The organism is Micromonospora sp. CNZ303 (assembly GCF_004345505.1).
This window is the reverse complement of record NZ_SLVT01000009.1, coordinates 1-26,336: the sequence shown is the minus strand read 5'-3', so window position 1 is coordinate 26,336 and position 26,336 is coordinate 1. Positions and strand designations below refer to the sequence as shown.

The window sequence follows — 26,336 nt, the reverse complement described above, 5'->3', positions numbered from 1 at the left end:
ACCGGGGGACGACATGCTCATCACGGACGACTTCCTGCCCGTACCGGTTCCGGAGTCGCTGAGCGCGACCTACCTGGTGCCCATGACGGGGCTGCCGAAGGTGAGCGCGAAGACGGCGGTGGCGCGGCTCACCGGCCGGCTGGCGGAGCCGGTGCACGGGCTGGCGCGACACATGCTCGACAGCCCGTTGATGAGCGTCGACACCCGGCCGATCGCCGAGTTCCCCGAGCTGCCGCCGGACCTGCTCACCGCGTTCGGCGCCACCGAGGCGCAGCTGGCCCGGCTGGCCGCCGCGAGCCACCTGGTCGTGGTGCAGGCCGAGTACCGGCCCGGCTGGCCGCCGGCCCACGAGTGGGCGGCCCGGGCGGTGGCCGCCGCCGTCGCCGAGTCCGTCGACGGCGACGTGGTGGACGTGTTCGGCCTCCAGTTCCTCGACCCGGCGACGGCGCTGCGCTCGCTGCCCGACGACCAGGGCCGGATCCGGCTGGTCGACTGGGTGCTGGTGCCCTACTCCTCCGACGCCGAGGGGCTCTGGTTCACCACGAAGGGGCTGCGCCGCTTCGGGCTGCTGGAGTTGCAGACCCAGGGCGTGCCGGACCACCTGACCCGGGCCTGGGGCGCGGTGATGACCGGGGCCGCCCGGCGGCTGCTGCGGGACTGGACCGACGGGCTCTCCGGGGAGGAGGTGCCCGCGTTCGTGCAGCTGCCGGTGCTGGCCACGGTGACCGGGCACGACATCGCGGTGGCGTACGGCAATCCGGAACAGCACGGCGCGACGGCGCCGGTGCTGCTGCGCCTGGAGCTGGACCCGGCCACCGACCCCGACGCCGACTCGTTCCTCAGCCTGCGCCCGCCCGCCGGGCACCCGGGGCCGGACGGCCGCTACTACGCCGCCGCCTGCGCCACCCTCTTCGCCGGCATCCAGCCGGACGTGCGTTACGCCCGCTCAGGCGACGCGATGAGCAGGGCGGTCGCCACCGCCCGGGCCGGGCTGGGCGACATCCGGGCCCGGTTCCTCGCCGGCCAGCTCCCGCCGGAGACGCAGCTCGTGATCAAGTACGGCCTGCCCGGCGACGACGGCCCCGAGCTCGTCTGGGCCGGGGTGACCTCGTGGGACACCCCGGAGCGGATCGTGGCCGCCAGCGCCTGCGACGCCGACACCGACCCGACCGTGCGCATCGGCTCACCGGTCGTCGTGGAGGCCACCGACGTCGTCGACTGGGCCGTCCTGGACGGCACCGGCGTCATCGAGGGCGGCTGGACCCAGGCCGTCCTCGACGCCGGCGAACGCCCCCGCCCCCCACTCTGACCCCACCTGCCTCCTCCCCCCACCCTCCCCCCTCCCGCGTTGATCATGAAGTTGTTGCCGAGACACGCCGGTCCGGGTGACAACAACTTCATGATCAACGGTCGGGGAAGGGGGTGGGAGGGGGCCGGGCGGGGGCGGGGGCAGGGGGCGCGGTCAGCGCACCGAGGGGGTTACGAACGGGGGGCGGGTGACGCGCATCTGGGCGCGGCGGCCGCGGATGTCGACCTCGACCAGGTCGCCGTCGGTCAGCTTCGCGGCGGTGTCGAGGAGGGCGAGGGCGACGCCCTGCTTCTTGGTGGGCGAGAACGTGCCGCTGGTGATCGTGCCGACCTCCGCGTCGCCGACGTGCACCGTCATGCCGGGGCGCGGGATCGCCCGGTCGACCGCCTCCAGGCCGCGCAGCGTACGCCTGGGGCCGGCGGCCTTCTCCGCGAGCAGCGCGTCGCGGCCCCAGAAGGCCGGCTTGTCCCAGCCGACCGCCCAGCCGGAGCGGCCCTGCACCGGGGTGATCTCCGGCGACAGGTCCTGGCCGTGCAGCGGGTAGCCCATCTCGGTGCGCAGGGTGTCCCGGGCGGCCAGCCCGCAGGCGCGCAGCTCGGCGTCCGCCGCGAAGAGCGCATCCCAGACCGCGACCGCGTCGGCCGCCGGCACCACCAGCTCGTAGCCCAGCTCCCCGGTGTAGCCGGTGCGGCACACCGTCAGCTCCACCCCGTCGAGCGTCGCGGTGGAGAAGCTCATGTAGTCGTGCCCGGTCGGCAGGCCCAGCGCGCCGAGCAGCTCGGCCGAGCGCGGGCCCTGCACGGCGAGGACGGCGTACGCCTCGTGCTCGTCGGTGACCGTGACCGACGCCGGGGCGGCGGCGCGCAGCCGGCGCACCACCTCGGCGGTGTTCGCGGCGTTCGGGATGAGGAAGACGTGGTCGTCGGCGTGCAGGTAGGCGATGACGTCGTCCACCACGCCACCGGTGGCGTCGTCGCAGCAGAGGGTGTACTGCGCCCGGCCCGGCCCGATCCGGCCCAGGTCGTTGCTGAGGCAGGCGTTGACGAACTCCGCCGCGCCCGGCCCGGTGACCCGCGCCTTGCCCAGGTGGGAGACGTCGAACACGCCCACCCCGGTCCGCACCGAGGTGTGTTCCTTCAGCACCCCGCCCCCGGCGTACTCCAGCGGCATCTCCCAGCCACCGAACGGGGCGAACTTGGCGCCGCGAGCGGTGTGCCGCTCGTGCAGCGGGGAACGGCGCAGCCGGGTCGCGGCGGCGTCGGAGGTCACGTCGGTCATGGGTGGGAACTTACCGGGAGCTGGGCGGCTGGTTAGCATCGGCGGGACCCGTCGGAGCCGTCGACGGGACAGCCCCGACCTCCGACGGGTACGTTCCGCCGGAGACCTCCATCGCCGGTACGCGACGACGCGACCGGCCCGGCCCGCCCGGAGTAGCTTCAGTGACATCGCCCAGCACCACCCTGAGCCTGGTCGACACCGACCCCGCCGAGCTCGCCGTCGACGCGATCGTGATCGGCCTGCACAGCCAGACCGGCGAGCAGGACGCCACCACCGGCCTGGCCGGAACCCTGCTGCTGGCCAGCGGCGCGGAGAGCATCGCCGCCGCCTTCGACGGCAAGCTGACCGAGACGCTGGCCCTGCTCGGCGCGACCGGCGCCCCCGGCGAGGTGATCAAGCTGGCCACGCTGGGCACCGTGACCGCCCCGGTGGTCGCCGCCGTCGGGCTCGGCCCGGAGCCGACCGGCGCCGCCCCGGCCCCGGAGACCCTGCGCCGGGCCGCCGGCGGGGCCGTACGGGCGCTCGCGGGCGCGCCGCGGGTGGCGCTCGCGCTGCCGCTGCCCGACGACGCCGACGCGCCCGCGGCGCTGCGCGCGGTGGCGGAGGGCGCGCTGCTCGGCGGCTACCGCTTCGCCGGCTACAAGACCCGGCCGCAGCCGTCCCGGCGGGAGCCGGTGGCCGAGGTGCTCATCGCCGTACCGGACGCCGGTGACGCCGGCGCCCAGGCCGAGATCGCCCGCGCCCAGGTGGTGTGCGGCGCGGTCCGGCGCAGCCGGGACTGGGTCAACACCGCCCCGAACGAGCTGCGCCCGCCGTCGTTCGCCGACTCGGTGGCGGACTCCGCCCGGGAGGCCGGCCTGACGGTCGAGGTCCTCGACGAGGCGGCCCTGGCCGCCGGCGGCTACGGCGGCATCATCGCCGTCGGGCAGGGCTCGGAGGCCCCGCCGCGGCTGGTGAAGCTGACCTACACCCCGGCCGGGGGCGGCAACGGCAAGCGGGTGGCGCTCGTCGGCAAGGGCATCACCTTCGACACCGGCGGCATCTCGATCAAGCCGGCGCAGGGCATGTGGGAGATGAAGTCCGACATGGGAGGCGCCGCCGCGGTGGCCGCCACCATGCTGGCGGTCGCCGCGCTCAAGCCGTCGGTGGCCGTGACGGCCTACCTGCCGATGGCGGAGAACATGCCGTCCGGGCGGTCGTACCGGCCGGGTGACGTGATCAGCATGTACAACGGCAAGAAGGTGGAGGTGCTCAACACCGACGCCGAGGGCCGGATGATCCTGGGCGACGCGATGGCGCGGGCCTGCGAGGACGGCTGCGACTACCTCTTCGAGACCTCCACCCTCACCGGCGGGCAGGTCGTCGCGCTGGGCAAGCGGATCGCCGGCGTGATGGGCAGCCCCGAGCTGTGCGAGCGGGTCCGCATCGCCGGCGACGCGGTCGGCGAGCCGGCCTGGCCGATGCCGCTGCCGGACGACGTGCGCAAGGGCATGGACTCCGACGTCGCCGACATCTCCCAGGTCAACGCCGGCATGGACCGGGCGGGCCACATGCTCCAGGGCGGGGTGTTCCTGCGGGAGTTCGTCAGCGCCGACGTCGACTGGGCCCACATCGACATCGCGGGCCCGAGCTACCACTCGGGCGAGGCGACCGGCTACTGGACCAAGGGCGGCACGGGCGTGCCGGTCCGCACGCTCGTCCAGCTGGTGGAGGACGTCGCCGCCAACGGCTGACGTACGCGAAGGAGGGCCCCTCGTCGACGAGGGGCCCTCCTTGCGTTCCACCCGGCGGGTGCGGTCCGGCTCAGAACAGCTCGGGGCGGCGCTTGCGGCGCTCGTTGTAGTCGCGCATCCGCTGCGGGTAGCCCATCAGCCGCACGTCGTAGACGGGGATGCCCATCCGGTACGCGAAGCGGCGGGCGCCGTCGGGGCCGTCGATGCGACGGCGGGTCCACTCCCCGTCGTCGGCGATCAGCATGACCGTGGTCTCGGTGACGGTGGTCCGCGGCTCGATGTAGGCCTCGACCCCGCGCCGGCTGCGGACGAAGCCCTCCAGGTGCTCCAGATCGGCGCGGTCGGCGGCCCGGTCGAGGCTGACCGCCCGCGTCTTCTTGCGTCGCCGGAACAGTCCCACCGAGCGTCTCCCCCTCAGTCCGTCATCGAAGCCAGTGCCAAGCGTACGTGTCACGGACGTGTCGTTGGGCACCTCACTACGCGGGCGGCGGGCGGTGGTGACAAGATGACCGAGGTGGGGTGTGCCCGTGTTGCCCCGCCGTGACCCCCGAAGCAGTGACGCGACCTGGGAGTTGAACGTGAGCGAGCCGAACGACGCAACCTTCGACATCGTCATCCTCGGAGGTGGCAGCGGCGGCTACGCGACCGCCCTGCGCGCCGTCCAGCTGGGCCTGAAGGTCGCGCTGGTCGAGAAGGGCAAGCTCGGCGGCACCTGCCTGCACAACGGTTGCATCCCGACCAAGGCGCTGCTGCACGCGGCCGAGATCGCCGACCAGACCCGCGAGTCGGAGCAGTTCGGCGTGAAGGCCGAGCTGGTCGGCATCGACATGGCGGGGGTCAACGCCTACAAGGACGGCGTGATCTCCCGGCTCTACAAGGGCCTGCAGGGCATGCTCAAGGGCAACAAGTCGATCACCATCGTCGAGGGCCACGGCAAGCTGGTCGGCAAGAACGTCGTCGAGGTCGACGGCAAGCGCTACACCGGCCGCAACATCGTGCTGGCCTCCGGTTCGTACGCCAAGAGCCTGCCCGGCCTGGAGGTCGACGGCGAGCGGGTCATCACCAGCGACCACGCGCTCACCCTCGACCGGGTCCCGGCCTCGGCGATCGTGCTCGGTGGTGGCGTGATCGGCGTCGAGTTCGCCAGCGTGTGGAAGTCCTTCGGGGTGGACGTCACGATCGTCGAGGCGCTCCCCCGGCTGGTCGCGGCCGAGGACGAGGAGTCCTCGAAGGCGCTGGAGCGGGCGTTCCGCAAGCGCAAGATCAACTTCAAGGTCGGCAAGCCGTTCGAGAAGGTCGAGAAGACCGACAAGGGCGTCAAGGTCACCATCGCCGGCGGTGACACCGTCGAGGCCGAGCTGCTGCTGGTCGCCGTCGGCCGCGGCCCGAACACCGCCGACCTCGGCTACGAGGAGCAGGGCGTCAAGATGGACCGCGGCTACGTGCTGACCGACGAGCGGCTGCGCACCAGCGTGCCGAACGTCTACGCCGTCGGCGACATCGTGCCCGGCCTCCAGCTCGCCCATCGGGGCTTCCAGCAGGGCATCTTCGTCGCCGAGGAGATCGCCGGGCAGAACCCGGCCGTCATCGACGAGGTCGGCATCCCCCGCGTCACCTACTCCGACCCGGAGCTGGCGTCGGTCGGCCTGACCGAGGCGAAGGCCAAGGAGCAGTACGGCGCCGACAAGGTCAAGACCTACAACTACAACCTGGGCGGCAACGGCAAGAGCCAGATCCTCAAGACGGCCGGCTTCGTCAAGCTCGTCCGGGTGGAGGACGGCCCCGTCGTCGGCGTGCACATGGTCGGCGCCCGGGTCGGTGAGATGGTCGGCGAGGCGCAGCTCATCTACAACTGGGAGGCGTACCCGGCCGAGGTGGCGCAGCTCGTGCACGCCCACCCGACGCAGAACGAGGCCCTGGGCGAGGCGCACCTGGCGCTCGCCGGCAAGCCGCTGCACGCACACGCCTGATCACGACAACCGCGGCGTCCGGCGACGGGCGATGATCCCACCAGGGGAATGAAGGAGTCTTTGAAGATGCCGGTATCGGTCACCATGCCCCGGCTCGGTGAGAGCGTCACCGAGGGCACCGTCACGCGCTGGCTCAAGCAGGAGGGCGACACCGTCGAGGTCGACGAGCCCCTGCTCGAGGTGTCGACCGACAAGGTCGACACCGAGATCCCGTCCCCGGCGGCGGGCGTGCTGAGCCGGATCGTGGTCGGCGAGGACGAGACCGCCGAGGTCGGCAGCGAGCTGGCCGTGATCGCGGGCGAGGGCGAGTCCACCGGCGGCGGCGAGACCGCCCCGCAGCAGGAGGAGCCGGCCGAGGAGGCCGCCGAGGCCGCCGAGGAGCCGCAGGCCGAGGCGGAGCAGCCGGCCGTCGAGGAGCCGGAGACCCAGGCGCAGGCTGCGCCGGCGCCGTCGGGCGAGGGCACCCCGGTCAAGATGCCGGCCCTGGGCGAGAGCGTCACCGAGGGCACCGTCACCCGCTGGCTCAAGCAGGTCGGCGACACCGTCGAGGTGGACGAGCCGCTGCTGGAGGTCTCCACCGACAAGGTCGACACCGAGATCCCGTCGCCGGTGGCCGGCACGGTCCTGGAGATCAAGGTTCCCGAGGACGAGACCGCCGCGGTCGGCGCCGACCTGGCCGTGATCGGTGCCGCCGGCGCCGCCCCGGCCGAGGCGAAGCCCGAGCCGAAGGCGGAGCCCAAGGCAGAGGCCAAGCCCGAGCCGAAGCCCGAGCCGAAGGCCGAGGCCAAGCCGGAGCCCAAGGTCGAGGAGCCGACCCCGGGCATGTCGTACAACGAGCCGTCGGCGGAGGCCGAGACCTCGGCGCAGCCCGCGCAGGCCGAGCAGAAGGCCGTGCCGTCGGCCCCGGCCCCGCAGCGCCCGTCGGCGCCCGCCCAGGGCGGCGGCGAGGAGGCCGCCGGCTACGTGACCCCGCTGGTGCGCAAGCTGGCCAGCGAGCACGGCGTCGACCTCTCCTCGGTCAACGGCACCGGCGTCGGCGGCCGGATCCGCAAGCAGGACGTGCTGGAGGCGGCGGAGAAGGCGAAGGCGGCCAAGGCCGCGCCGGCTCCGGCGCAGCAGCCCGCCGCGGCGGCCCCGGCCAAGCCGGCCGCCAAGCCGCAGCCGAGCGCCAAGCGTGGCAGCACCGAGAAGCTTCCCCGGATCCGCGCGACGATCGCCAAGCGGATGCAGCAGTCGCTGCACGAGATGGCGCAGCTGACCACGGTGGTCGAGGTGGACGTCACCAAGGTCGCCAAGCTGCGGGCGCAGGCCAAGGAGTCGTTCCAGCAGCGGCACGGCGTAAAGCTGTCGTTCCTGCCGTTCTTCGCCCTCGCGGCGGTCGAGGCGCTGCAGGCGTACCCGATCGTCAACGCCAGCATGGACCTCGACGCCGGCACGATCACCTACCCGGACTCGGAGAACCTCGGCATCGCCGTGGACACCGAGCGGGGCCTGATGGTGCCGGTGATCCACGGCGCGGGCGACCTGAACCTGGGTGGCATCGCCAAGCGGATCGCCGACCTGGCCGAGCGCACCCGGACCAACAAGATCAGCCCGGACGAGATCGCCGGGGCGACCTTCACGCTGACCAACACCGGCAGCCGGGGTGCCCTCTTCGACACCCCGATCGTGCCGTCGCCGCAGTCGGCGATGCTCGGCACGGGTGCCGTGGTCAAGCGTCCGGTCGTCGTCAACGACCCGGAGCTGGGCGAGGTCATCGCCGTCCGTTCGATGGTCTACCTGGCCCTGTCGTACGACCACCGGCTGATCGACGGCGCGGACGCCGCCCGCTTCCTGGTCGCCGTCAAGGAGCGGCTGGAGTCGGGCAACTTCGAGGCCGAGCTCGGCCTGTAGTTCCCGCCTGGACCACCCGACGGGCGCCCCGGTCACCGACCGGGGCGCCCGTCGCCGTTCGGGCCGCCCCGTCCACCGCCGCCCTATGGCCCTCGGCAGGCTCACGCGATTCCGGCCCGGCGGCGACAGGGCACTGCCAGAGTGGATGAGGTGGGCGGCATCCGGTGGCGCGAGCGGCTGGGACCGGCCGTCTCGATCGCCCCCGGCGCCCGGGTCGACCGGTTCGAGGTCTTCTTCGACCTGGTCTTCGTCTTCTCGTTCTTCATCATCACGCGGGCCACCGCCGCCCACATCTCCGGCTATCAGCTCGCACACGCCCTGCTCGTGCTCGCCGTGCTCTGGTGGTGCTGGGTCGTCCACTGCGTGGTCGCCACGCGGGTACGGCTCGGCGAGGGCTTCGTACCGGTGCTGATGGTCGTCGGCATGGCGGCGCTGTTCTGCTTCGCGCTGTCGCTCCCCCAGGCCTTCAGCGACGCGACCGACGTGGCCGCCGGACCGATGGTGGTCGCGCTGAGCTACGTGGTGATCCGGGGCGTGCACCTGGCGCTGTACTGGCACGTCGCGCAGGAGAGACCCGGGGAGCGGCGGCTGCTGCTGAAGTACTCCCCAGAGGTTACGGTCAGCACCCTGCTGCTCACGGCCGCCGCGCTGATCCCGCCGCAGATCGAGGACCCGGGCCTGGCGGCGATGCTGCGCGACGGCCTCTGGGTCAGCGTCGTCCTGCTCCAGTACGGCATGGGCCTGGTCGCCGGTGCCTGGGGCTGGACGGTGACCTCCGCCGAGCACTGGACCGAGCGCTACGACCTGATCCTGATCATCGCCCTGGGCGAGTCCGTCATCTCCGTCGGCGTCGGCAGCAACCTGCTCGGCCAGCCCCCGACCTGGCCGGCGGTCGCCGCGGCGGTGCTCGGCATCTTCTTCACGGCCGCGCTGTGGTGGGCGCACTACGACGTGATCGCACCGGCCGCCCGGATAGCCCTGCACGCGGCCGAGGGCCGGCCCCGGGTCTCGATGGCCCGCGACGCGTACGCCTACATGTACCTGCCGATGATCGCCGGGATCATCCTGTTCGCCCTCGGCGCCGAGGAGATCGTGCACCAGGTCGCCGATCCGGGCACGCCCGTCGGGGACCCCACGCAGGGCCCCGGCGTCCTGCTGCTGTTCGGCGGGGTCGCCTGCTACCTGTGCGCGAACATGCTGTTCCAGTGGCGCACCCTGCGCACCGTCTCGTGGACCAGGGTCGGTGCCGTGCTGCTGTTGGCCGCCACCCTTCCCGTCGGCCAACGGCTGCCGGGGTTGGCCGCCCTCACCCTGCTCACCGCGATCTGCGTCGGCCTGGTGGCCGTCGAGGCGGTGGTCATGGCGGATTCCCGACGTGCCCTGCGCGAAATGGTCTTCGAGGAGAAGAGCACCCACGAGGCGCACGAGGCCGCCTGGCGCGCCCGCTGGCGCGAGCCCGCCCCGGATGAGCCGTCGACCTGACACTCGGGCCCGGAGCACACCGCTCCCCCGCCAGGTCGTAGCACTCCGTAGCACCCTGGACTAGGATCGTGTCGTGGCAGAGCACGCCCACCGGGAGATAACGCAGCGGGAACTGCGCAACGACTCGGGCGCGATCATGCGGCACGTCGAGTCCGGCGAGTCCTTCGTCATCACGCGCAACGGCACCCCCGTCGGAAAGCTCATCCCGCTGCGCCGGCGCACGTTCGTCCCCCGGGCTGAGGTGCTCGCCGCCTTCGCGACGGCCCCCGTACTCGACGACGAGAGGTTCCGCGCGGACATCGATTCGTCGGTCGAGCAGGACCCGTTCAGCCGTGAGTGGTGAGGCGCCGGTCCGTGGCCTGATCGACACGAACGTCGTGATCCATCTCGGCGCCCTCGGCCCGGAGGACCTGCCCGAGCAGATGGTGATCAGCGCGGTGACGCTCGCGGAGCTCTCCGCCGGCCCGCACCACACCGACGACCGCGCCGAGCGGGCCCGGCGGACCAGCGTCCTCCAGCATGCCGAGGCCGTGTTCGAGCCGCTGCCCTTCGACGCCGAGGCCGCGCGGGCCTTCGGCCTGGTCACCAGTGCGGTCCTGGCCACGGGCCGCACCACCCGCCGCCGGCTGGCGGACCTGATGATCGCCTCCATCGCGTACGCGAACGGGCTGTCGCTCTACACCACCAACCCGACCGACTTCGTCGGGCTGGAGGAGTTGGTCTCCGTCCGGCCGGTCCGCCGGCCCCGAGGGCGGCACCGGGCCTCCTTCCCGCCGCAGCACGGGTAGGTCTGCCGGTAGCAGAATCGCCCCCGTCGGGCTTTGCCGGCGGGCTCGGGCCCGGCAGGGTGGGTCCATGGCTACCTTCACCCTCCAGGCGATCCCGTCCGACGGCCCGAGCTGGCTGGAGCTGGCCCGGCGGGTCGAGGCGGCCGGCTTCGACGCCCTGTTCACCGCCGACCATCCGGGTTCGGCGGCGTCCCCCTTCGTCTCGCTGGCCGCCGCGGCGGCGGTGACCTCGACGATCGGCCTGGGCTCGTACGTCTCGAACGCCGGCGTCCGCGAGCCGATGCTGCTCGCCTCGGACGTGGCCTCCCTCGACCTGCTCTCCGGCGGGCGGGCCCGGTTCGGCCTCGGCGCCGGCCACACCCCCGCCGAGTGGCGCGCGGTCGGCCGGGAGCGCCCCGACGTCGCCGGTCGGGTACGCCGCTGCCTGGCCGTGGCGGACGCCGTCCTGGCCCTGCTCGACGGCGAGGAGGTCACCGTCGACTCCCCCGACCTGGTGCTGCGGGGCGCGCGGCTGGAGACCCCGCGCCCGGTGCAGCGGCGGATCCCGTTCACCCTCGGCACGGCGAACTCGGCGATGCTGCGCTGGGCCGGCGCGCACGCCGATGTGGTCGGGCTGTCCGGCCTGGGGCGCACGCTGCCCGACGGCCACCGGCACGACGTGCGCTGGCGCGAGGCGGACATCGAGGCACAACTGGCCTGCGTCGCCGCCGGAGCGCGGGGGCGGGCCGAGCCGCCGGTGCTGGAGGCGCTCGTGCAGCACGTCGTCGTCACCGACGACGCCGAGGCCGCCGCCGCGCCGACCGCCGAGCGGATCGGCCTGACCGTCGCCGAGCTGCTCGCGACGCCATTCGTGCTGATCGGCACGGAGGACGAGATCGTCGCGGCGGTCGCCGAACACCGGCGCCGCTGGGGCGTCACCCGCTTCGTCGTACGCGAGGACGCGCTCGACCCGCTCACGCCGGTGCTGGCCCGCCTCGCCGCCTGAGCGACGCATCGACGGCACTTCGGGGCGGGGACGCTTCCGGTCATCGAAACTTTCTGACATCATCCGGCAGATAGATCGAAGGTTATGATCGTGGAGGTTCGGATGCGTACCCGCCTGACGAGTTCCCTCAGCGTCGCCGTGCTGGCGACCGCCGCGTTCCTGGTGCCGGCGTCGCCCGCCGCCGCCGCGCCGTCGTTCCGCACGCCGTTCCCGTGCAACCAGACGTGGTCCGGCCAGACCCGCACCGCCCACAGCCCGCAGTACGCGATCGACTTCAACCGGACCAACGACCACGGCGATCCGGTCAAGGCCAGCGCCCCGGGCACGGTGGACGTCGTCGCCAACCTCGGCGACACCAGCTACGGCCGGTACGTGCGGATCAACCACGGCAACGGGTACACCACCTACTACGCCCACCTCAGCGGGTTCAACGTCTCGGTCGGCCAGTCCGTCGGCTACAGCACCACCATCGGCTACGTGGGCAACAGCGGCGGCTCCTCCGGCTCCCACCTGCACTACGAGCAGCGCCTCAACGGCAGCGACATCAAGGTGCGCTTCAGCGGCAACCTGGCCCTCTACTTCGGGACGCGGAACTACACGCGTACCGCCGGCTGCTGATCCGGCGCGACGCCGCCGGCCGGCCGGCGGCGTCGCGCCCGGTGCGGTGCGCGCCCGCCACAGCGCATCCGATCCGCCGTCCGTACCCGAAGATGGGAGCATGCGGATCCTCATGGCCGGCGCGTCCGGCTTCCTCGGCACCCGGCTGGTCGACCGGCTCACGGCGGACGGCCACCAGGTCACCCGGCTGGTCCGCCGGCCGCCGCGCACCGCCGACGAGCGGCAGTGGAACCCGTCCGCCGCGCAGCTCGACCCGGCGGTGGTGGCGGAGGCGGACGCGGTCGTCAACCTGGCCGGCGCGGGCGTGGGCGACAAGCGGTGGAACGACGAGTACCGGCAGCTGATCCGGTCCAGCCGGGTCGACACCACCACCACGCTGGCGATCACCGTCGCCGGCCTGCCCGAGGCCGACCGGCCGAGGACACTGCTCAACTCCTCGGCGGTCGGCTGGTACGGCAACACCGGCGACCGGGCGGTCGAGGAGGACGCCCCGGCGGGCGAGGGCTTCCTGGCCGACGTCTGCCGGGTCTGGGAGGCCGCGACCCGGCCGGCCGAGGACGCGGGCGTACGCGTCGTACGGCTGCGCATCGGCCTGCCGCTGCACCGCGACGGCGGGCTGCTCAAGCCGCAGCTGCTGCCGTTCCGGCTGGGTATCGCCGGGCGGCTCGGCAGCGGCCGGCAGTGGCTGCCGTGGATCTCCATGGCGGACTGGCTGGACGCCGCGCGGTTCGTGCTGGACCGCGACGACCTGGTGGGGCCGGTCAACCTGGTCGGGCCGGCCCCGGTGACCAACGCCGAGTTCACCCGGGAGCTGGCCCGGCAGCTGCGCCGGCCGGCGATCGTCCCGATCCCGGCGCTGGCGTTGAAGGTGGTGCTGGGCGGCTTCGCGCACGAGGCGCTGACCAGCACCCGCGTCCTCCCGGGCGTGCTCACCGGGGCCGGCTTCACCTACCGCCACCCCACCCTGGCCGCCGCGTTGCACGCGGCCCTCACCGCCCCCTGATCCGGTCGAGCATGACGTTGTCGTCACGCCGCGCGGGGCGGGGTGACGACAACGTCATGATCGACGCGCCGGGAGCGGGATCAGCAGCCGATCACCCAGTGGTTGGGGCCGGTCTGCTTGAGGGTGCTGGTGTAGAAGGTGTTGTAGAGGCCCATCCGCTGGTTCGAGCCGTTGGCGTAGGCGTAGCCGCCGGACTGGTAGGCGCGCCCGGCGGCGACGTGCGCGTAGTTGCTGGCCGTGACGCAGGTCGGCGCCGTGGTCGGGCTGGCGGTCGGGGAGGCCGTGGGGCTCGCGGTCGGGGACGCGGTGGGGCTCGCCGTCGGCGTCGGGGTGGGGTTCGTCCCGCCGTTCAGGCCGAAGAAGACCGCGTCGTGGTACGCCGAGCAGATGGTGTCGAGCAGGTACGCGGCGGCGGTGCCGCACTGCTCGGCGCCCGGGCCCGGGTCGACCGGGGTGCCGTGACCCATGCCGGAGACCCGGTAGACGCGGACGTCGTTGTTGCCGTACACCTCCAGGCTGGTGTTGGCGGGCAGCGACGCGGTGCTGGTGGGGGTCTGCGGGACGCCCCGGACGTTGGTCCACTGGTCGCGCAGTTCGGTGGCGTTGGCCGGCACGACGGTGGAGTCCGACGTGCCGTGCCAGATGGCGACCCGGGGGCGCGGGCCGGTGTGCCCGGGGTACGCGGCCCGGACCAGGTCACCCCACTGCTGCGGGGTCTTGTTCACGCCGCTGTACTGGCAGGTGCTGGTGGAGGCGGGCGGGGAGCAGCGGTACGGCAGGCCGGCGACGACCGAGCCGGCGGCGAACACGTCCGGGTAGGTGGCCAGCATGACCGCGCTCATCCCCCCGCCGGCGGAGAGGCCGCTGACGAACACCCGGCGGGCGTCGGTGCCGTAGTTGTTCCTGGCGTGGTCGACCATCTGCCTGATCGACAGGGCCTCGCCGGAGCCTCGGGTGATGTCCTGCTCGACGAACCAGTTGAAGCAGCTCAGCGGCTGGTTGGCGCTGGACTGCTGCGGCACGATCAGGGTGAACTTCCACTGGTCGGCGAACTTCTGCCAGCCGGAGTTGGCGAAGTAGCCGGCCGCGTTCTGGGTGCAGCCGTGCAGCAGCACGACGGCCGGGGCTCCCGCCGGCAGGTTGTCCGGCCGGTACGCGTACATGGCGAGGTTGCCGGGGTTGGAGCCGAAGTTGGTGACCTGGGTGAGGGTGGCGGCCTGGGCAGGGGCGGCGACGGTCGCCACCGCGGCGGCGGCGAGGACCATCCCGGCGACCGCGCCGGTCAGCCGGGAGAACAGGGACGGGTAGCGGCGCACGGGGCCTCCTGGGGACGGGGTGTGAACTGGGTCACCCGCGAATTGCCGCGACGTTACGTCGATGCGTCGATGGTGTGACATGGGGCACGGTCACACATTCCGCGCCCGGAGGATGTGCGTCCTGACCGGCGTGCCCCGGTGCGGTTGGTAACGTCCGCTGCGTGCCGACCTCCCCGTCCCTGGCGCCTTCGCCGGCCTCGCCGCCCCGCGTCGTCCGCCACCGGCGGGCCGACCTGATCGTGGCGCTGGTCGCGCTGGCGCTCGCCGTCTGGGTGACCAGCGGGCTGTGGCTGGACCCGAACGGCCGCGCCATCACGGTCAACTCCAGCGACCAGGCGCTATTCGAGTGGCTGTTGGCCTTCGGCGGCCACGCGGTGACTCACGGCGACAACCCGCTCTTCACGTACCTGGTCAACGTCCCCGACGGGGTGAACCTCGCGGTCAACACCTCGATCACCGTGTACGCGGTGGTCTTCGCGCCGCTGACGTACCTGATCGGGCCCCCCGCCACGTTCCTGGTGATCCTCACCCTCAACCTGGCCGCCACCGCGTTCGCCTGGTACTGGCTGCTCTCCCGGCACCTGGTCCGCAGCCCGCTCGCCGCCGCCGTCGGTGGGCTGTTCATCGGCTTCTCCCCCGGCATGGTCTCGCACGCCAACGCCCACCTGAACTGGACGGCGGGCTGGCTGGTGCCGCTGCTGATCTGGCGGACCTTCGCGCTCCGCCGCTCCCGGCACCCGCTGCGCGACGGCGCGATCCTCGGCGTGCTCGTCGCCGTCGCCTTCTCCATCGCCGCCGAGGGGCTCTTCTTCACCGCGCTGGCGCTCGGCGTCTTCGTCGCGGTCTGGGCGCTGCACCCGGCCCACCGCGCCGAGGCCCGCGCGGTGCTGCCGACCTTCCTGCGCGGCCTCGGCGTCACCGCCGTCGTCGCGGGGGTGCTGCTGGCGTACCCGCTGTGGCTGCACTTCGCCGGCCCGCAGCGCTTCCACGGCACCGGCTTCGACGCGGTCATCCACTCCGAGGACGTCGTCGCCTACGGGGCGTACCCGCGCCGGTCGCTCGCCGGAGAGGCGGGGCTGGGCACCCAACTGGCGCCGAACCCGACCGAGGAGAACTCCTTCTTCGGCATTCCCCTGCTGCTGCTCGCCGTCGCCTGCTTCGTGCTGCTGTGGCGCCGCGCCGACGCGGGCCGCCGGGCCACGCTCTGGGCGCTGGGCGTGACCGCCGCCGTCTTCACGGTGCTCTCGTTCGGCCCCGTGGCCAAGCTCGACGGGCGGCGCGTCGACCTGCCGATGCCGTTCGACCTGCTCGGGCACCTGCCGGTGGTGAACGCCGCCCTGCCCGCCCGGCTGGCGCTGATCGTGGCACCGGTGATCGGGGTGCTGCTCGCGTACGCCGTCGACCAGCTCCGCGCCGACCCGCCCCGGCACCGCCGGACGCGGCTGGCCTGGTGGGCGGGGTTCGCACTGGCGCTGCTGCCGCTGGCGCCGACCCCGCTGCTGACCATCGAGCGCGAGCCGATCCCGCGCTTCATCACTGCCGGGACCTGGCGGGAGTACGTCTCCCCCGGCGGGGTGCTGACCCCGGTACCGCTGACCCTCGACGTCTACCCCGACGGCCAGCGCTGGCAGGCGTACGCCCTGGCACACCGGCAGGGCGAGTTCGCGATCCCCTCCGGCTTCTTCCTCGGCCCCGGTGGCCCCGACGGCCGGGGGCGGATCGGCCCGGTGCCGCGCCCGTTCGGCGCACTGGTGGACCAGGCCGGCCGGGACGGGCTGGTCCCGATCATCACCGAGGGCAGCATCGAGGAGGTCCGCGCTGACCTGCGGCACTGGCGCGTCGAGACGGTCGTGCTGGCCGACGAGGTGCACGGGGCGAAGTGGCCGGTCGACGAGGAGGCGATCCTGCGTACCGTGACCGCGCTGCTCGGCCCGCCCGAGCGGGTGGACGACGTGTGGCTGTGGCGGGTCCCGCAGGGCTGAGCCGCCGCCCCGGCCGATCGCGGGCGGCCGGCCCCGCCGCCGGGTCCCGTCGTGAGCCGCGTCACCGCTGGTGACCGACCGGTACGGGTCTAGGCTTGGCGGCGTGACCACGACGACCCCCGGCCTCACGGCCGTCCGCGCCGGTGTCCTCGACTACCAGGCCGCCTGGGACGAGCAGCGCCGGCTGCACGAGTCGGTGGTGGCCGGCGAGCAGGGCGACACCGTGCTGCTGCTGGAGCACCCCAGCGTCTACACCGCCGGCAAGCGCACGGAGCCGTGGGACCGCCCCATGGACGGCACCCCGGTCGTCGACGTGGACCGGGGCGGCAAGATCACCTGGCACGGCCCGGGGCAGCTGGTCGGCTACCCCATCGTGCGGTTGCCCGACCCGGTCGACGTGGTCGCCTACGTCCGCCGCACCGAGCAGCTGCTGATCGACGTCTGCGCCGAGTTCGGGCTGACCGCCGGCCGGGTGGAGGGGCGCAGCGGGGTCTGGGTGCCCGAGGACGACCGGGGCCCGGCGCGCAAGGTGGCGGCCATCGGCATCCGGGTCGCCCGCGGGGTGACCCTGCACGGCTTCTCCATCAACTGCGACTGCGACCTCGGCCACTTCGACCGGATCGTGCCCTGCGGCATCCGCGACGCCGGGGTCACCTCGCTCACCGCCGAGCTGGGCCGCCCGGTGCCCGTGGCCGACGTACTGCCGGTCGTGGAGCGCCACCTGCCCACCCTCGTCACGACCTGATTCCCGCCCGGCCCCCTATCTGGTGACGTCGCCCGGCACCGAGGCCGCCGGTGCGGTGCCGACGAGGGGACGGGGTCGACCGACGGCTTCACTGACCTCGACGGGCACGCCCGCGCCGTACCGTTCGGGGAATTCGGCGCGGGCCCGGGCGACGTCACCGAGGACCGCGACGGGCAGCGTGCGACCGGTGTAGTCGTAGCTGACCGAGACGATCTCGATGTTCCGTCCCGCCCAGTACGCCCGGTCAGCCATGACCTGATCCGCCCGGGAGCTGATCTCCACCGCCGAGTACGCGGCGTCGCGGACCTCCACGCACTCGTCGGCGAACTCGCGGAGCACCCAGCGGTCGAACGCCGGCGATGGCTTGCGGAACACCTCGACCCGGTCGCGCGGCGACGCGAGGCGCATTCCCGCGTACACCTTCCGGAACCTCCTCTTCGCCTCCGGCTCCAGGCGTGCGTGGACGTCCATGAGCCTCGGCTGATTGGCCGGCAGGCCATGCTCGTCCGGGTTGGCCGCCCCTGGATCGGCCGTCGCGCAGCCGGCCGTAAGCACGACCGGCCCAGTCGGATCGGGCGACGGCGGCGGGGCGGGTGACGACGACCCGGAGGCCGGCGGTGGCGGCGCCGTGCCGGTCGGGAACGGCGTCGGCTCGACGCTGGAGGGGGCGGGCGCGGCGGACCGCGTATCCGCTGGGCGCTGCGCGGCGGCCAGCGGGAGCGTGAGCGCGGCCACGGCCACCGCGGCCCCTGCTGACGCGGCGAACCGGCGGCGGATCCGGGCGCGCCGCCCGCGCGCAACGACGCCCGCAGCCTCGAACCGGTTTGGCGGTTCGCTGCCCAGTGCCGTCGAGAGCAGTCGCCGGATGTCCTGATCGTCCATGCCCATCACACTTCCTCCGACTCCCTCAGGTCCGCCTCCCGCAGGTGGCCCCGGAGCGTGTGCAGGCCGCGGGAGGTGTGACTCTTGACGGCACCGACGCTGCATCCGAGCACGGCCGCGGTCTGTTCGACCGACAGGTCCTGCCAGAAACGGAGCACCAACGCGGCGCGTTGCCGACCGGGCAGGCGGGCCAGCGCGTCGAGCACCGCCCGCTGCTGGTCCACCTGTCCCGTCGGGTCGTCGGCCGCCCGGTCTGGCACCAGGTCGACCGACCGTTCCCGCCGCCGCCACGGCCGACGCCACTCGTCGGTCACCGAACGGACCAGCACACGCCAGGCATATCCGTCGATGTCGTCCCGCCGGGTCAGGCGGGGCCACGCCAGGTAGAGCTTTGTCAGGGCGGTCTGCGCGGCGTCGTCGGCGGCGTGCCAGTCACCGCAGATCAGGAAGGCCGTACGCCGCAACGCTGGCGCCCGCGCCTCGACCCAGCAGGTGAACTGCCGCTCATCGTCCGCTCGCATCGGCTGCGTGTCCTCTCCGTCGGGTTCTACACGCGCCGGAGGGGCCAGCAGGTTTACCGACCCTCTGACCAATCGGAGCCGACAAGAGGATCGGCCACCACTGACGAGTCGGGCCCACGACCCCGGGAGGGGTCAGGGCCCGGCTCCCACGCGTCAGGGGGTCAGGCGGTGGAGGTCCCGGGGGAAGGCGGTCACCTCCCGGACGTTGGCCGCGCCCGTGAGGCGGGCCACGAAGCGTTCCAGGCCGATGGCGAAGCCGCCGTGCGGGGGCATGCCGTGCCGGAACGCGTCGACGTAACCGGCGTACGGCTCGACGGGCTCGCCCCGGGCGGCGAGCGCCGCCAGGTAGTCGGCGTGCCGGTGCAGCCGCTGCCCGCCCGTCACCAGCTCCAGGCCACGGAAGAGCAGGTCGAACCCGTTGGAGTACGCGGGCCGCGCCGGGTCCGGGTGGGTGTAGAAGGGCCGCTTCGCCATCGGGTACCCGGTGACGAAGAGGAACTCCGACCCGTGCTCCCGCCGCGCCCACTCGCCCAGCGCCCGCTCGTGCGCCGGGGCGAGGTCCGGCTCGTCGGCCGGCGCGCCCGCGATCCTGAGCGCCTCGGTGAAGTGCACGGCGGGGATCTCGGCCGGCACGTCCGGAGCCGACACCCCGAGGGTCGCGAGCGCACCCCCGGCCCGCTCGCGTACCGCGTCGAGCATGCCGGCCACGGTGTGCCGCAGCACGGCCATGACGTCCCGGTGGTCGGCGACGAAGCCCAGCTCGGCGTCGAGCGAGGTGTACTGCGCCAGGTGCCGGACGGTGTCGTGCGGCTCGGCCCGGAACACCGGCCCCACCTCGTAGACGCGCTCGAAGACGCCGACCATGAGCTGCTTGTAGAACTGCGGCGACTGCGCCAGGTACGCGGGCCGGCCGAACCAGTCCAGCGCGAAGACGTTCGCCCCGCTCTCGGTGGACGAGCCCACCACCTTCGGGGTGTGGATCTCCACGAACTCGCGGGCCTCGAGCGTGGCCCGGAACCCCGCCACCGCCGCCGCCGAGACGCGCAGCGCCGCCGCCCGGGTCGGGTGGCGCAGCGCGACCGGCGCGTGGTCGAGCTGGGTGGGCAGGCTCGCGGTGAGTGCCGGCCGGTACAGGTCGAACGGCGGCGGTACGGCGGGCGGGCCGAGTGGTCGTACCGTCGGCGCGGTCAGCTCGACCCCGGCGGGCGCGGTCGGGTTCGCGACCACCGTGCCGGTGACCTCGACGACCGTCTCCTCGGTGAGTGCCTCCACCTCGGCACGGACGGCCGGGTCGGTGACCACCACCTGGGTCAGGCCGGCGGCGTCCCGGACGATCAGGAAGGCCACCGACTTGAGCAGCCGGCGGCGGTGCACCCAGCCGGCGATCCGGACGGGTACGCCGACATGGGCGGAGAGTTGGCGGGACAGGACACGTTGCATGGCAGGGCTGCCTCTCGGTCGATCGCGACGCCTGCCAGCTCCGGTGGCGGGCGTCGCCCCAACCCCGTCAGGTGTGGGCGAGCGGGAAACCTCGCGGTGCCACCACACCTTCGCCCCCGCGAAACGGGGGCCTCGTTCGTCGCCTTTTCACCGGGGCCAGCCGGGCGGGCTCTACTGGGCGGTGCGGCCTGCCCGCGCAGGCGCGCGGCGCGCCGGCCATCCGCCGTTCTTCCCGCAGCTCGGGAGGGTCTTCGCGGGCCCGGTGCCAGACCGCCTCGCAGCAACCGGCGGCTCTCTTCAACTGGCGGGTCGGGGCGCTACTCGGCTCCGTCACAGCTCTGGCGGGCACGCTAGCACCCCCGCCGAGGCTCCTGTGACTGGTTTTTCCCGACCCCGGTGTCCGGCGTCACAAGACTCCCGGGGTGACGCCGGTCGCCCGAGCTACATCGACGGCGGCCGTCGGGCGTAGGCTCGGTTTTGTGACGATCGAGCACTCCGCGCCGACGACCGGCCAGGCAGCGCGCACGACGACGCCCGCCCCCGAGGGGCGGCGTCTCCTGCGGATCGAGGCGCGCAACGCCGAGACACCGATCGAGCGCAAACCGCCGTGGATCAAGGTCAAGGCCAAGATGGGGCCGGAGTACACCCAGCTGCGCGGGCTCGTCTCGCGCGAAGGGCTGCACACCGTCTGCCAGGAGGCCGGCTGCCCCAACATCTACGAGTGCTGGGAGGACCGGGAGGCCACCTTCCTCATCGGTGGCGACCAGTGCACCCGGCGCTGCGACTTCTGCCAGATCGACACCGGCAAGCCGGCCGAGTTCGACGCCGACGAGCCGCGCCGCGTCGCCGAGTCGGTGGTCTCGATGGGCCTGCGCTACGCGACCATCACCGGCGTGGCCCGCGACGACCTGCCCGACGGCGGCGCGTGGCTCTACGCCGAGACCGTCCGGCAGATCCACGCCCTCCAGCCGGGCTGCGGCGTCGAGCTGCTGATCCCCGACTTCAACGCGGTCCCCGAGCAGCTCGCCGAGGTCTTCGGCGCCCGGCCGGAGGTGCTCGCCCACAACGTGGAGACCGTGCCGAGGATCTTCAAGCGGATCCGGCCGGCCTTCCGCTACGAGCGGTCGCTGGACGTGATCCGGCAGGCCCGCGCCGACGGGCTGGTCACCAAGTCCAACCTGATCCTGGGCATGGGCGAGGAGCGCGCCGAGGTCTCCCAGGCGCTGCGCGACCTGCACGAGGCCGGCTGCGAGCTGATCACCATCACGCAGTACCTGCGCCCCACCCCCCGGCACCACCCGGTCACCCGCTGGGTCAAGCCGGAGGAGTTCGTCGAGCTGCGCGAGGAGGCCGAGGAGATCGGCTTCGCGGGCGTGATGAGCGGGCCGCTGGTGCGCTCGTCGTACCGGGCCGGGCAGCTCTACCGGCAGGCGCTCGAGGCCCGCGAGGGCCTTCCGGTCACCGCCGGCTGACCACCCCGGCGACGCGCCGGCACCGTTCGACCACGGGCCGGCGGCAAACTGCCATGATCGGCTCATGACGGTCGGCGTACGCCAGCGGTGGCGTGACTCGCGTCCCGCGCTCCCGCCCGACCGGCGGCCCGTACTGCCGACCGTCCTCGCCGTGCTCGCCGTCGTGGCCGGGACCGGCTACCGCCTCGGGCTGCTGCTGCACGACGCGCCGCCGACCAACAGCGACGAGGCCACCATGGGCCTGGCCGCGCTGCACATCTCCCGCGGGCAGGAGTTCCCCGTCTGGTTCTACGGCCAGGCGTACATGGGCACGCTGGAGGCCTACCTGGCCGCGCCGGTGTTCGCGCTGGTCGGCCCGTCGACGCTCGGGCTGCGCCTGCCCACCCTCGCCCTGTACGCGGTCTTCGTCGTGCTCGCCTGGCGACTGACGCTGCGGCTGACCGGGGACCACTGGTTCGCCCTGCTCGTCGTGGCGCTGCTGGCGCTCGGCTCGGACCGGGTGGTGAAGAACCAGCTCATCGCCGGGGGCGGCTACCCGGAGATGAACGCGGCCGGGGTGGCGCTGGCCGTGCTGGCGTACGACCTGGCGGCCGGCCGCCCGGGACGCCGGCTGCCGCGCTGGGCGGGGTGGGGCTTCCTGGCCGGGCTGATGCTCTGGGTGGACCCGCTGGTGCTGCCGTACGTGGCGGCGACCGGCGCGGTGCTTCTCGCGTACGGCTGGCGGGAACTGCGCGGCCGCGCCGGCGTGCTGCTCGGTGCCGCCGCGCTCGTCGGGGCCGCGCCGCTGCTGGTGCACAGCCTGGCGACGGGGCGCAATCCGGTCGCGGCGGTGCTCGTCGCCGGCGGCTCCGGGCAGCCCGCCGGCTGGGCGGACCGGCTGCACGGCGGGCTGGTGCTCGGCCCGCCGCTGGGCATGGGCTTCTGCTCCCCGAGCCACTGCACGCCCGGCCAGTCGTGGTGGGCGGTCGCCCTCCCGCTGCTGCTCCTCGCGGCGGCCTTCTCGGCCTGGCGCGCGCTGCGCCCACCCGTCGCAGATCTTGGACAGTTGCCGTTCAGGACTGACGGCAACTGTCCAAGATCCAGCGCGGCGGCGAGCGGTGCGGTGCGGCTCGGTCTCGTGGGCGCGGCCGTCTTGACGCTCGCCCTGTACACGGCCAGCAGTGCTGCGGGGCGCACGCCGGTGGAAAGCTCCCGGTACCTGTCCTGCCTGCTCATCTCCGTTCCGGCCCTGCTCTGGCCGCTCTGGTCGGCCGCCCGCCGGGGCGTGACGGGTGTCGCGGCGGTGCTGGTGCTCGCGGCGACGCTGGGCACCGCAGCCGTGGCCACCGCCGGCGCGGTCGACGCCGCGCCGGCCGCCCGCGCCGCCGAGGCCCGGCACGCCGGACTGGTCGCCGCGCTGCGCCAGCGGGGCGTCCGGCACGTGTACGGCGGCTACTGGACCTGCAACCGGCTCACCTTCGCCACCCGCGAGGACGTGCTCTGCGCGGTCGTCAACGACGACCTGCGCCCGGGGCACGACCGGTACCTGCCGTACCGCCGGGCGGTGCGCCAGTCGACGGCACCGGCCTGGGTCGCGCCGGCCGGCTCGCCGCTGGCGGCCCGCCTGGACGAGCGCCGTCGCACCGACCCGGCCGCGCTCGACCTGGTCACCGTCCCCGGCTGGCGGATCTACCTGCCCCGCCCCTGACCGAAGCTTCCGCCCAGACCAGGGCGCGGTCCACCAGTTCCTGAGCGGTGGGGTGGGCCCGACCGAGCCGCAGCCCGGCGCGGAGCTGGAACCGGCGCGGCCGGGCGCGGAGCTGGAGGCGGCGCGGGCCGGACACGGACGGCAGGTTGGTTCGGGGCCGCCCGATCCACCGTCCTGCTCCCGGCCCCGGCGGCGGTACAGCGGCGTACGGTGCTCAGCCCGGCCGCGGACAACGCGACGTGCGGCGACCACTAGACTCTGCGGCATGGCAAAGCCCCAGGAGAAGGTCTCGTTCGGCCAGCGGCTGAAGCAGATCGGGATGGTGTTCAAGTTCACCGCCAAGCAGGACCGGTGGTTCGCGCCGTTGGCCGCCGGCGCGGTGCTGATCCCGCTCGCGCTCACCGTGGTCGCGGTCCTGCTCTGGGGCTGGATCTGGCTGCCGCTGGGCATCCTGTTCGCCCTGCTCTGCCTGCTGATCGTGCTCAACCTGCGGTCCAACCGGGCGATGATGAACGCCGCCGAGGGGCAGCCCGGCGCGGCGGCCCAGATCATGGAGAGCATGCGGGGCGACTGGCGGGTCACCCCGGCGGTCAGCTCCACCACGCAGATGGACATGGTCCACCTGGTCATCGGCCGGCCCGGGGTGATCCTGCTGGCGGAGGGCAACCCGCAGCGGGTACGCGGGCTGCTCGGCCAGGAGAAGCGGCGGCTGGCGAAGGTGATCGGCTCCGCCCCGCTCTTCGACTACGTGATCGGGCAGGAGGAGGGCGAGCTGCCGATCCGCAAGCTGCGCATGACGCTGATGCGGCTGCCGCGCAACCTCAGCGGCAAGGACGTCAACTCGCTGGACAAGCGGCTCAAGGCGCTCACCGCCCGCCCGCAGATGCCCAAGGGCGCGATCCCGAAGAACATGCGACCCGCGCGGGGCGCGTTCCGCCAGACGCGCGGTCGCTGACCTTCCGACGCGTACGCGAAAGAGCCGGGCCTGCTCGCGGGGCCCGGCTCTTCGTGCGTCTCAGGGGCGGGGGGCGTCGGTGACGACGGAGCCCGCCAGGCGGTCGTGCAGGCCGCGACGGTGGCCGTCCATCAGCAGGGCCGGAACGACCAGGGCGAGCAGCAGGCCGCGCAGCAGGGCCCGGGCCACCCCGATGCGACCGCCATCGGCCCAGGCGACACAGCGGACCTTCGTGATGAACATGCCCGGCGTCTGCGCGAAGAGCCCGAGGAAGAAGCCGTACTCGACGATCAGCACCAGCACGGGCGCCCACCCGTCGCGGACCGGGTCGGCGAAGCCCCCGGCGACGAGCAGGCAGAGCACCCAGTCGATCACCAGCGCGCCGAACCGGCGCCCCAGGCTGGGCGGCGTGAAGGCGGGATCCGACGCGGGCGGTACGGGGCGATCATGCGGCTTGGTCACAACGGTCAAGGGTATCCAGGGGGTATGGACGGATCGGGGACGGTAGCCCGCACCCGGGCAACAAAAAGGGGCGAAAGCGAGCAAGTGTCAATAGAATGGCACAGCCGGTGGTGTCCCGTCGCCCGGTCCGGCCCGCCCGAGCGGCGCGGATGACGCTCCGCGAGGGACGTAACACGGCAGAAACACTCAAGACATGGCCGGGCAACCGCGCGGCCATAGCGTCGCCAAGAGCCTAGCCACCCGTGGACGTGCCAGGAGGACGTGTGTTCGCCAATCCCGAGGAACTCCTGCGATACCTCAAGAACGAGGACGTGAGGTTCGTCGACGTACGATTCTGTGACCTGCCCGGCGTGATGCAGCACTTCAACCTGCCGGTCGAGTCCGTCGACGATGCCTTCTTCACCGAGGGCCTGGCCTTCGACGGGTCGTCGATCCGCGGTTTCCAGGCGATCCACGAGTCGGACATGCTCCTGCTCCCGGACGTCGCCACCGCCTTCATCGACCCCTTCCGGGCGCAGAAGACCCTCGCGCTCAACTTCTTCATCCACGACCCGTTCACCCGCGAGGCCTACAGCCGGGACCCGCGCAACGTGGCGAAGAAGGCCGAGGCCTACCTGGCCGCCAGCGGCATCGCCGACACCGCGTACTTCGGGGCGGAGGCGGAGTTCTACATCTTCGACTCCATCCGCCACGAGACCTCGGCGCACCAGTCGTTCTACTACATCGACTCGATCGAGGGCGCCTGGAACACCGGCCGCGAGGAGCCGGGCGGCAACCGCGGCTACAAGACCGCGTACAAGGGCGGCTACTTCCCGGTGCCGCCGGTCGACCACCTCGCCGACCTGCGCGACAGCATCGTGCGCCGGCTGGTCGACAGCGGATTCACCGTGGAGCGCTCGCACCACGAGGTGGGCACCGCCGGCCAGTCCGAGATCAACTACCGGTTCTCGACGCTGCTGCACGCGGCCGACCAGCTCCAGCTCTTCAAGTACATCGTGAAGAACGAGACCTGGGCCAACGGCAAGACCGCGACCTTCATGCCGAAGCCGCTCTTCGGCGACAACGGCTCCGGCATGCACACCCACCAGAGCCTGTGGCTCAACGGCGAGCCGCTGTTCTACGACGAGACCGGCTACGCCGGCCTGTCCGACATGGCCCGCTGGTACATCGGCGGCCTGCTGCACCACGCCCCGTCGCTGCTCGCCTTCACCAACCCGACGGTCAACTCGTACCGCCGGCTGGTGCCGGGCTTCGAGGCACCGGTCAACCTGGTCTACTCGCAGCGCAACCGTTCCGCCTGCACCCGCATCCCGGTGACGGGCAGCAACCCGAAGGCCAAGCGCGTCGAGTTCCGCGTGCCGGACCCGTCGGCCAACGTCTACCTGGCCTTCTCGGCGATGATGATGGCCGGCCTCGACGGCATCAAGAGCAAGATCGAGCCGCCGGCGCCGATCGACAAGGACCTCTACGACCTGCCGCCGGAGGAGTGGGGCGACGTCAAGCAGGTGCCGGGCTCGCTGTCGGCGGTGCTCGACTCCCTCGAAGCCGACCACGACTACCTGCTCGACGGCGGGGTGTTCACCCCCGACCTGATCTCGACCTGGATTGAGTGGAAGCGCACCAACGAGGTCGACCCGGTGCGCCTGCGCCCGACCCCGCACGAGTTCGCCATGTACTTCGACTGCTGACGCAGCAGAACACCCCAGGAAGGCCCCGGGTCCGGCGGTTTCAAGGGGTCGTTGCAACGCGTTGGCTAGTCGGTGACGGCTAGGAGCTTAGCGAGGCGCTCGGCTGGGGTGTCCCAGCCGAGCGTTT

At 73.1% G+C, this 26,336-nt stretch carries 23 protein-coding genes; 16 read left to right on the top strand and 7 right to left on the bottom strand.

All coding sequences use genetic code 11. The features are described from left to right. Positions 1 to 13: 13 nt before the first annotated feature. A complete protein-coding gene (locus tag EV374_RS15950) occupies positions 14 to 1,309 on the top strand; it encodes a DUF2314 domain-containing protein (protein ID WP_132236101.1) in 1,296 nt (431 codons plus the stop codon). A gap of 153 nt (positions 1,310 to 1,462) precedes the next feature. Here EV374_RS15950 and gcvT read toward each other — a convergent pair whose 3' ends face one another. Continuing rightward, positions 1,463 to 2,587: a glycine cleavage system aminomethyltransferase GcvT gene (gene gcvT / locus EV374_RS15945; protein WP_132236099.1), complete on the bottom strand. Its 1,125-nt coding sequence runs from the start codon at positions 2,585 to 2,587 to the stop codon at positions 1,463 to 1,465. 161 nt (positions 2,588 to 2,748) lie between these two features. Between gcvT and EV374_RS15940 the strand changes: the two genes are divergently transcribed. Beyond that, a complete protein-coding gene (locus EV374_RS15940; RefSeq protein ID WP_132236097.1) occupies positions 2,749 to 4,320 on the top strand; it encodes a leucyl aminopeptidase in 1,572 nt (523 codons plus the stop codon). Between the two features lie 70 nt (positions 4,321 to 4,390). Here the strand turns inward: EV374_RS15940 and EV374_RS15935 are convergent, their stop codons facing one another. Continuing rightward, complete coding sequence (locus EV374_RS15935; protein WP_121400443.1) at positions 4,391 to 4,720, bottom strand: hypothetical protein; 330 nt, start codon at positions 4,718 to 4,720, stop codon at positions 4,391 to 4,393. Between the two features lie 178 nt (positions 4,721 to 4,898). On the opposite strand from EV374_RS15935, the gene lpdA reads away from it, so the two are divergent. The 8 genes from lpdA (at position 4,899) to EV374_RS15895 (ending at position 13,059) form a co-directional block, all read left to right on the top strand. Further along, entirely contained in the window at positions 4,899 to 6,290 is a 1,392-nt protein-coding gene (gene lpdA / locus EV374_RS15930; RefSeq protein WP_132236095.1) for a dihydrolipoyl dehydrogenase, read from the top strand. A 66-nt stretch (positions 6,291 to 6,356) separates the two neighbouring features. Continuing rightward, positions 6,357 to 8,183, top strand: a complete 1,827-nt coding sequence (gene sucB / locus EV374_RS15925) for a 2-oxoglutarate dehydrogenase, E2 component, dihydrolipoamide succinyltransferase (protein WP_132236093.1) — start codon at positions 6,357 to 6,359, stop codon at positions 8,181 to 8,183. A 150-nt stretch (positions 8,184 to 8,333) separates the two neighbouring features. Next, the gene (locus EV374_RS15920) at positions 8,334 to 9,665 is read left to right on the top strand and encodes a low temperature requirement protein A (protein WP_132236091.1); all 1,332 of its coding nucleotides are present in this window, start codon (positions 8,334 to 8,336) and stop codon (positions 9,663 to 9,665) included. 73 nt (positions 9,666 to 9,738) lie between these two features. Next, complete coding sequence (locus EV374_RS15915; protein ID WP_132236089.1) at positions 9,739 to 10,008, top strand: type II toxin-antitoxin system Phd/YefM family antitoxin; 270 nt, start codon at positions 9,739 to 9,741, stop codon at positions 10,006 to 10,008. Next, complete coding sequence (locus EV374_RS15910; protein ID WP_132236087.1) at positions 9,998 to 10,453, top strand: type II toxin-antitoxin system VapC family toxin; 456 nt, start codon at positions 9,998 to 10,000, stop codon at positions 10,451 to 10,453. Before EV374_RS15915 ends, EV374_RS15910 begins: the two co-directional genes overlap by 11 nt. Positions 10,454 to 10,520: 67 nt before the next feature. Beyond that, entirely contained in the window at positions 10,521 to 11,438 is a 918-nt protein-coding gene (locus tag EV374_RS15905; protein WP_132236085.1) for an LLM class flavin-dependent oxidoreductase, read from the top strand. Between the two features lie 102 nt (positions 11,439 to 11,540). Then, entirely contained in the window at positions 11,541 to 12,056 is a 516-nt protein-coding gene (locus tag EV374_RS15900) for a M23 family metallopeptidase (protein WP_132236083.1), read from the top strand. 100 nt (positions 12,057 to 12,156) lie between these two features. Then, a complete protein-coding gene (locus tag EV374_RS15895) occupies positions 12,157 to 13,059 on the top strand; it encodes a TIGR01777 family oxidoreductase (RefSeq protein ID WP_132236081.1) in 903 nt (300 codons plus the stop codon). An 80-nt stretch (positions 13,060 to 13,139) separates the two neighbouring features. On the opposite strand, the gene EV374_RS15890 is transcribed toward EV374_RS15895, so the two are convergent. After that, on the bottom strand, positions 13,140 to 14,375 hold the full coding sequence (locus EV374_RS15890; RefSeq protein ID WP_132236079.1) for an extracellular catalytic domain type 1 short-chain-length polyhydroxyalkanoate depolymerase: 1,236 nt from the start codon (positions 14,373 to 14,375) through the stop codon (positions 13,140 to 13,142). A 161-nt stretch (positions 14,376 to 14,536) separates the two neighbouring features. Here EV374_RS15890 and EV374_RS15885 point away from each other — a divergent pair, with 161 nt between their 5' ends. Both EV374_RS15885 and lipB read left to right on the top strand, forming a co-directional pair. Then, positions 14,537 to 16,357, top strand: a complete 1,821-nt coding sequence (locus EV374_RS15885) for a DUF6311 domain-containing protein (protein WP_132236077.1) — start codon at positions 14,537 to 14,539, stop codon at positions 16,355 to 16,357. 103 nt (positions 16,358 to 16,460) lie between these two features. Continuing rightward, complete coding sequence (lipB, locus tag EV374_RS15880; RefSeq protein WP_132236075.1) at positions 16,461 to 17,102, top strand: lipoyl(octanoyl) transferase LipB; 642 nt, start codon at positions 16,461 to 16,463, stop codon at positions 17,100 to 17,102. Positions 17,103 to 17,117: 15 nt separating this feature from the next. Here lipB and EV374_RS15875 read toward each other — a convergent pair whose 3' ends face one another. The 3 genes from EV374_RS15875 to aspS form a co-directional block, all read right to left on the bottom strand. Continuing rightward, positions 17,118 to 17,573 carry a hypothetical protein gene (locus EV374_RS15875; protein ID WP_132236073.1) on the bottom strand — a complete coding sequence of 152 codons (456 nt, stop codon included), beginning with the start codon at positions 17,571 to 17,573 and terminating at the stop codon, positions 17,118 to 17,120. Between the two features lie 416 nt (positions 17,574 to 17,989). Beyond that, entirely contained in the window at positions 17,990 to 18,505 is a 516-nt protein-coding gene (locus tag EV374_RS15870; RefSeq protein ID WP_132236071.1) for a SigE family RNA polymerase sigma factor, read from the bottom strand. Positions 18,506 to 18,658: 153 nt separating this feature from the next. Next, positions 18,659 to 19,945 (bottom strand): aspartate--tRNA(Asn) ligase, encoded by a 1,287-nt coding sequence (gene aspS, locus EV374_RS15865; RefSeq protein ID WP_132236069.1) that lies wholly within the window; start codon positions 19,943 to 19,945, stop codon positions 18,659 to 18,661. A gap of 422 nt (positions 19,946 to 20,367) precedes the next feature. Between aspS and lipA the strand changes: the two genes are divergently transcribed. From lipA to EV374_RS15850, 3 genes are all read left to right on the top strand, one after another. Further along, positions 20,368 to 21,417: a lipoyl synthase gene (lipA, locus tag EV374_RS15860; protein ID WP_165947805.1), complete on the top strand. Its 1,050-nt coding sequence runs from the start codon at positions 20,368 to 20,370 to the stop codon at positions 21,415 to 21,417. A gap of 64 nt (positions 21,418 to 21,481) precedes the next feature. After that, positions 21,482 to 23,104, top strand: a complete 1,623-nt coding sequence (locus EV374_RS15855; RefSeq protein WP_132236065.1) for a hypothetical protein — start codon at positions 21,482 to 21,484, stop codon at positions 23,102 to 23,104. A gap of 265 nt (positions 23,105 to 23,369) precedes the next feature. Next, positions 23,370 to 24,059, top strand: coding sequence for a DUF4191 domain-containing protein (locus EV374_RS15850; RefSeq protein ID WP_132236063.1), 690 nt, complete (start codon positions 23,370 to 23,372; stop codon positions 24,057 to 24,059). A gap of 60 nt (positions 24,060 to 24,119) precedes the next feature. Here the strand turns inward: EV374_RS15850 and EV374_RS15845 are convergent, their stop codons facing one another. Further along, a complete protein-coding gene (locus EV374_RS15845; RefSeq protein ID WP_132236061.1) occupies positions 24,120 to 24,521 on the bottom strand; it encodes an RDD family protein in 402 nt (133 codons plus the stop codon). Positions 24,522 to 24,784: 263 nt separating this feature from the next. Here EV374_RS15845 and glnA point away from each other — a divergent pair, with 263 nt between their 5' ends. Further along, entirely contained in the window at positions 24,785 to 26,209 is a 1,425-nt protein-coding gene (glnA, locus tag EV374_RS15840) for a type I glutamate--ammonia ligase (RefSeq protein ID WP_132236059.1), read from the top strand. The last annotated feature ends 127 nt before the right edge of the window (positions 26,210 to 26,336 follow it).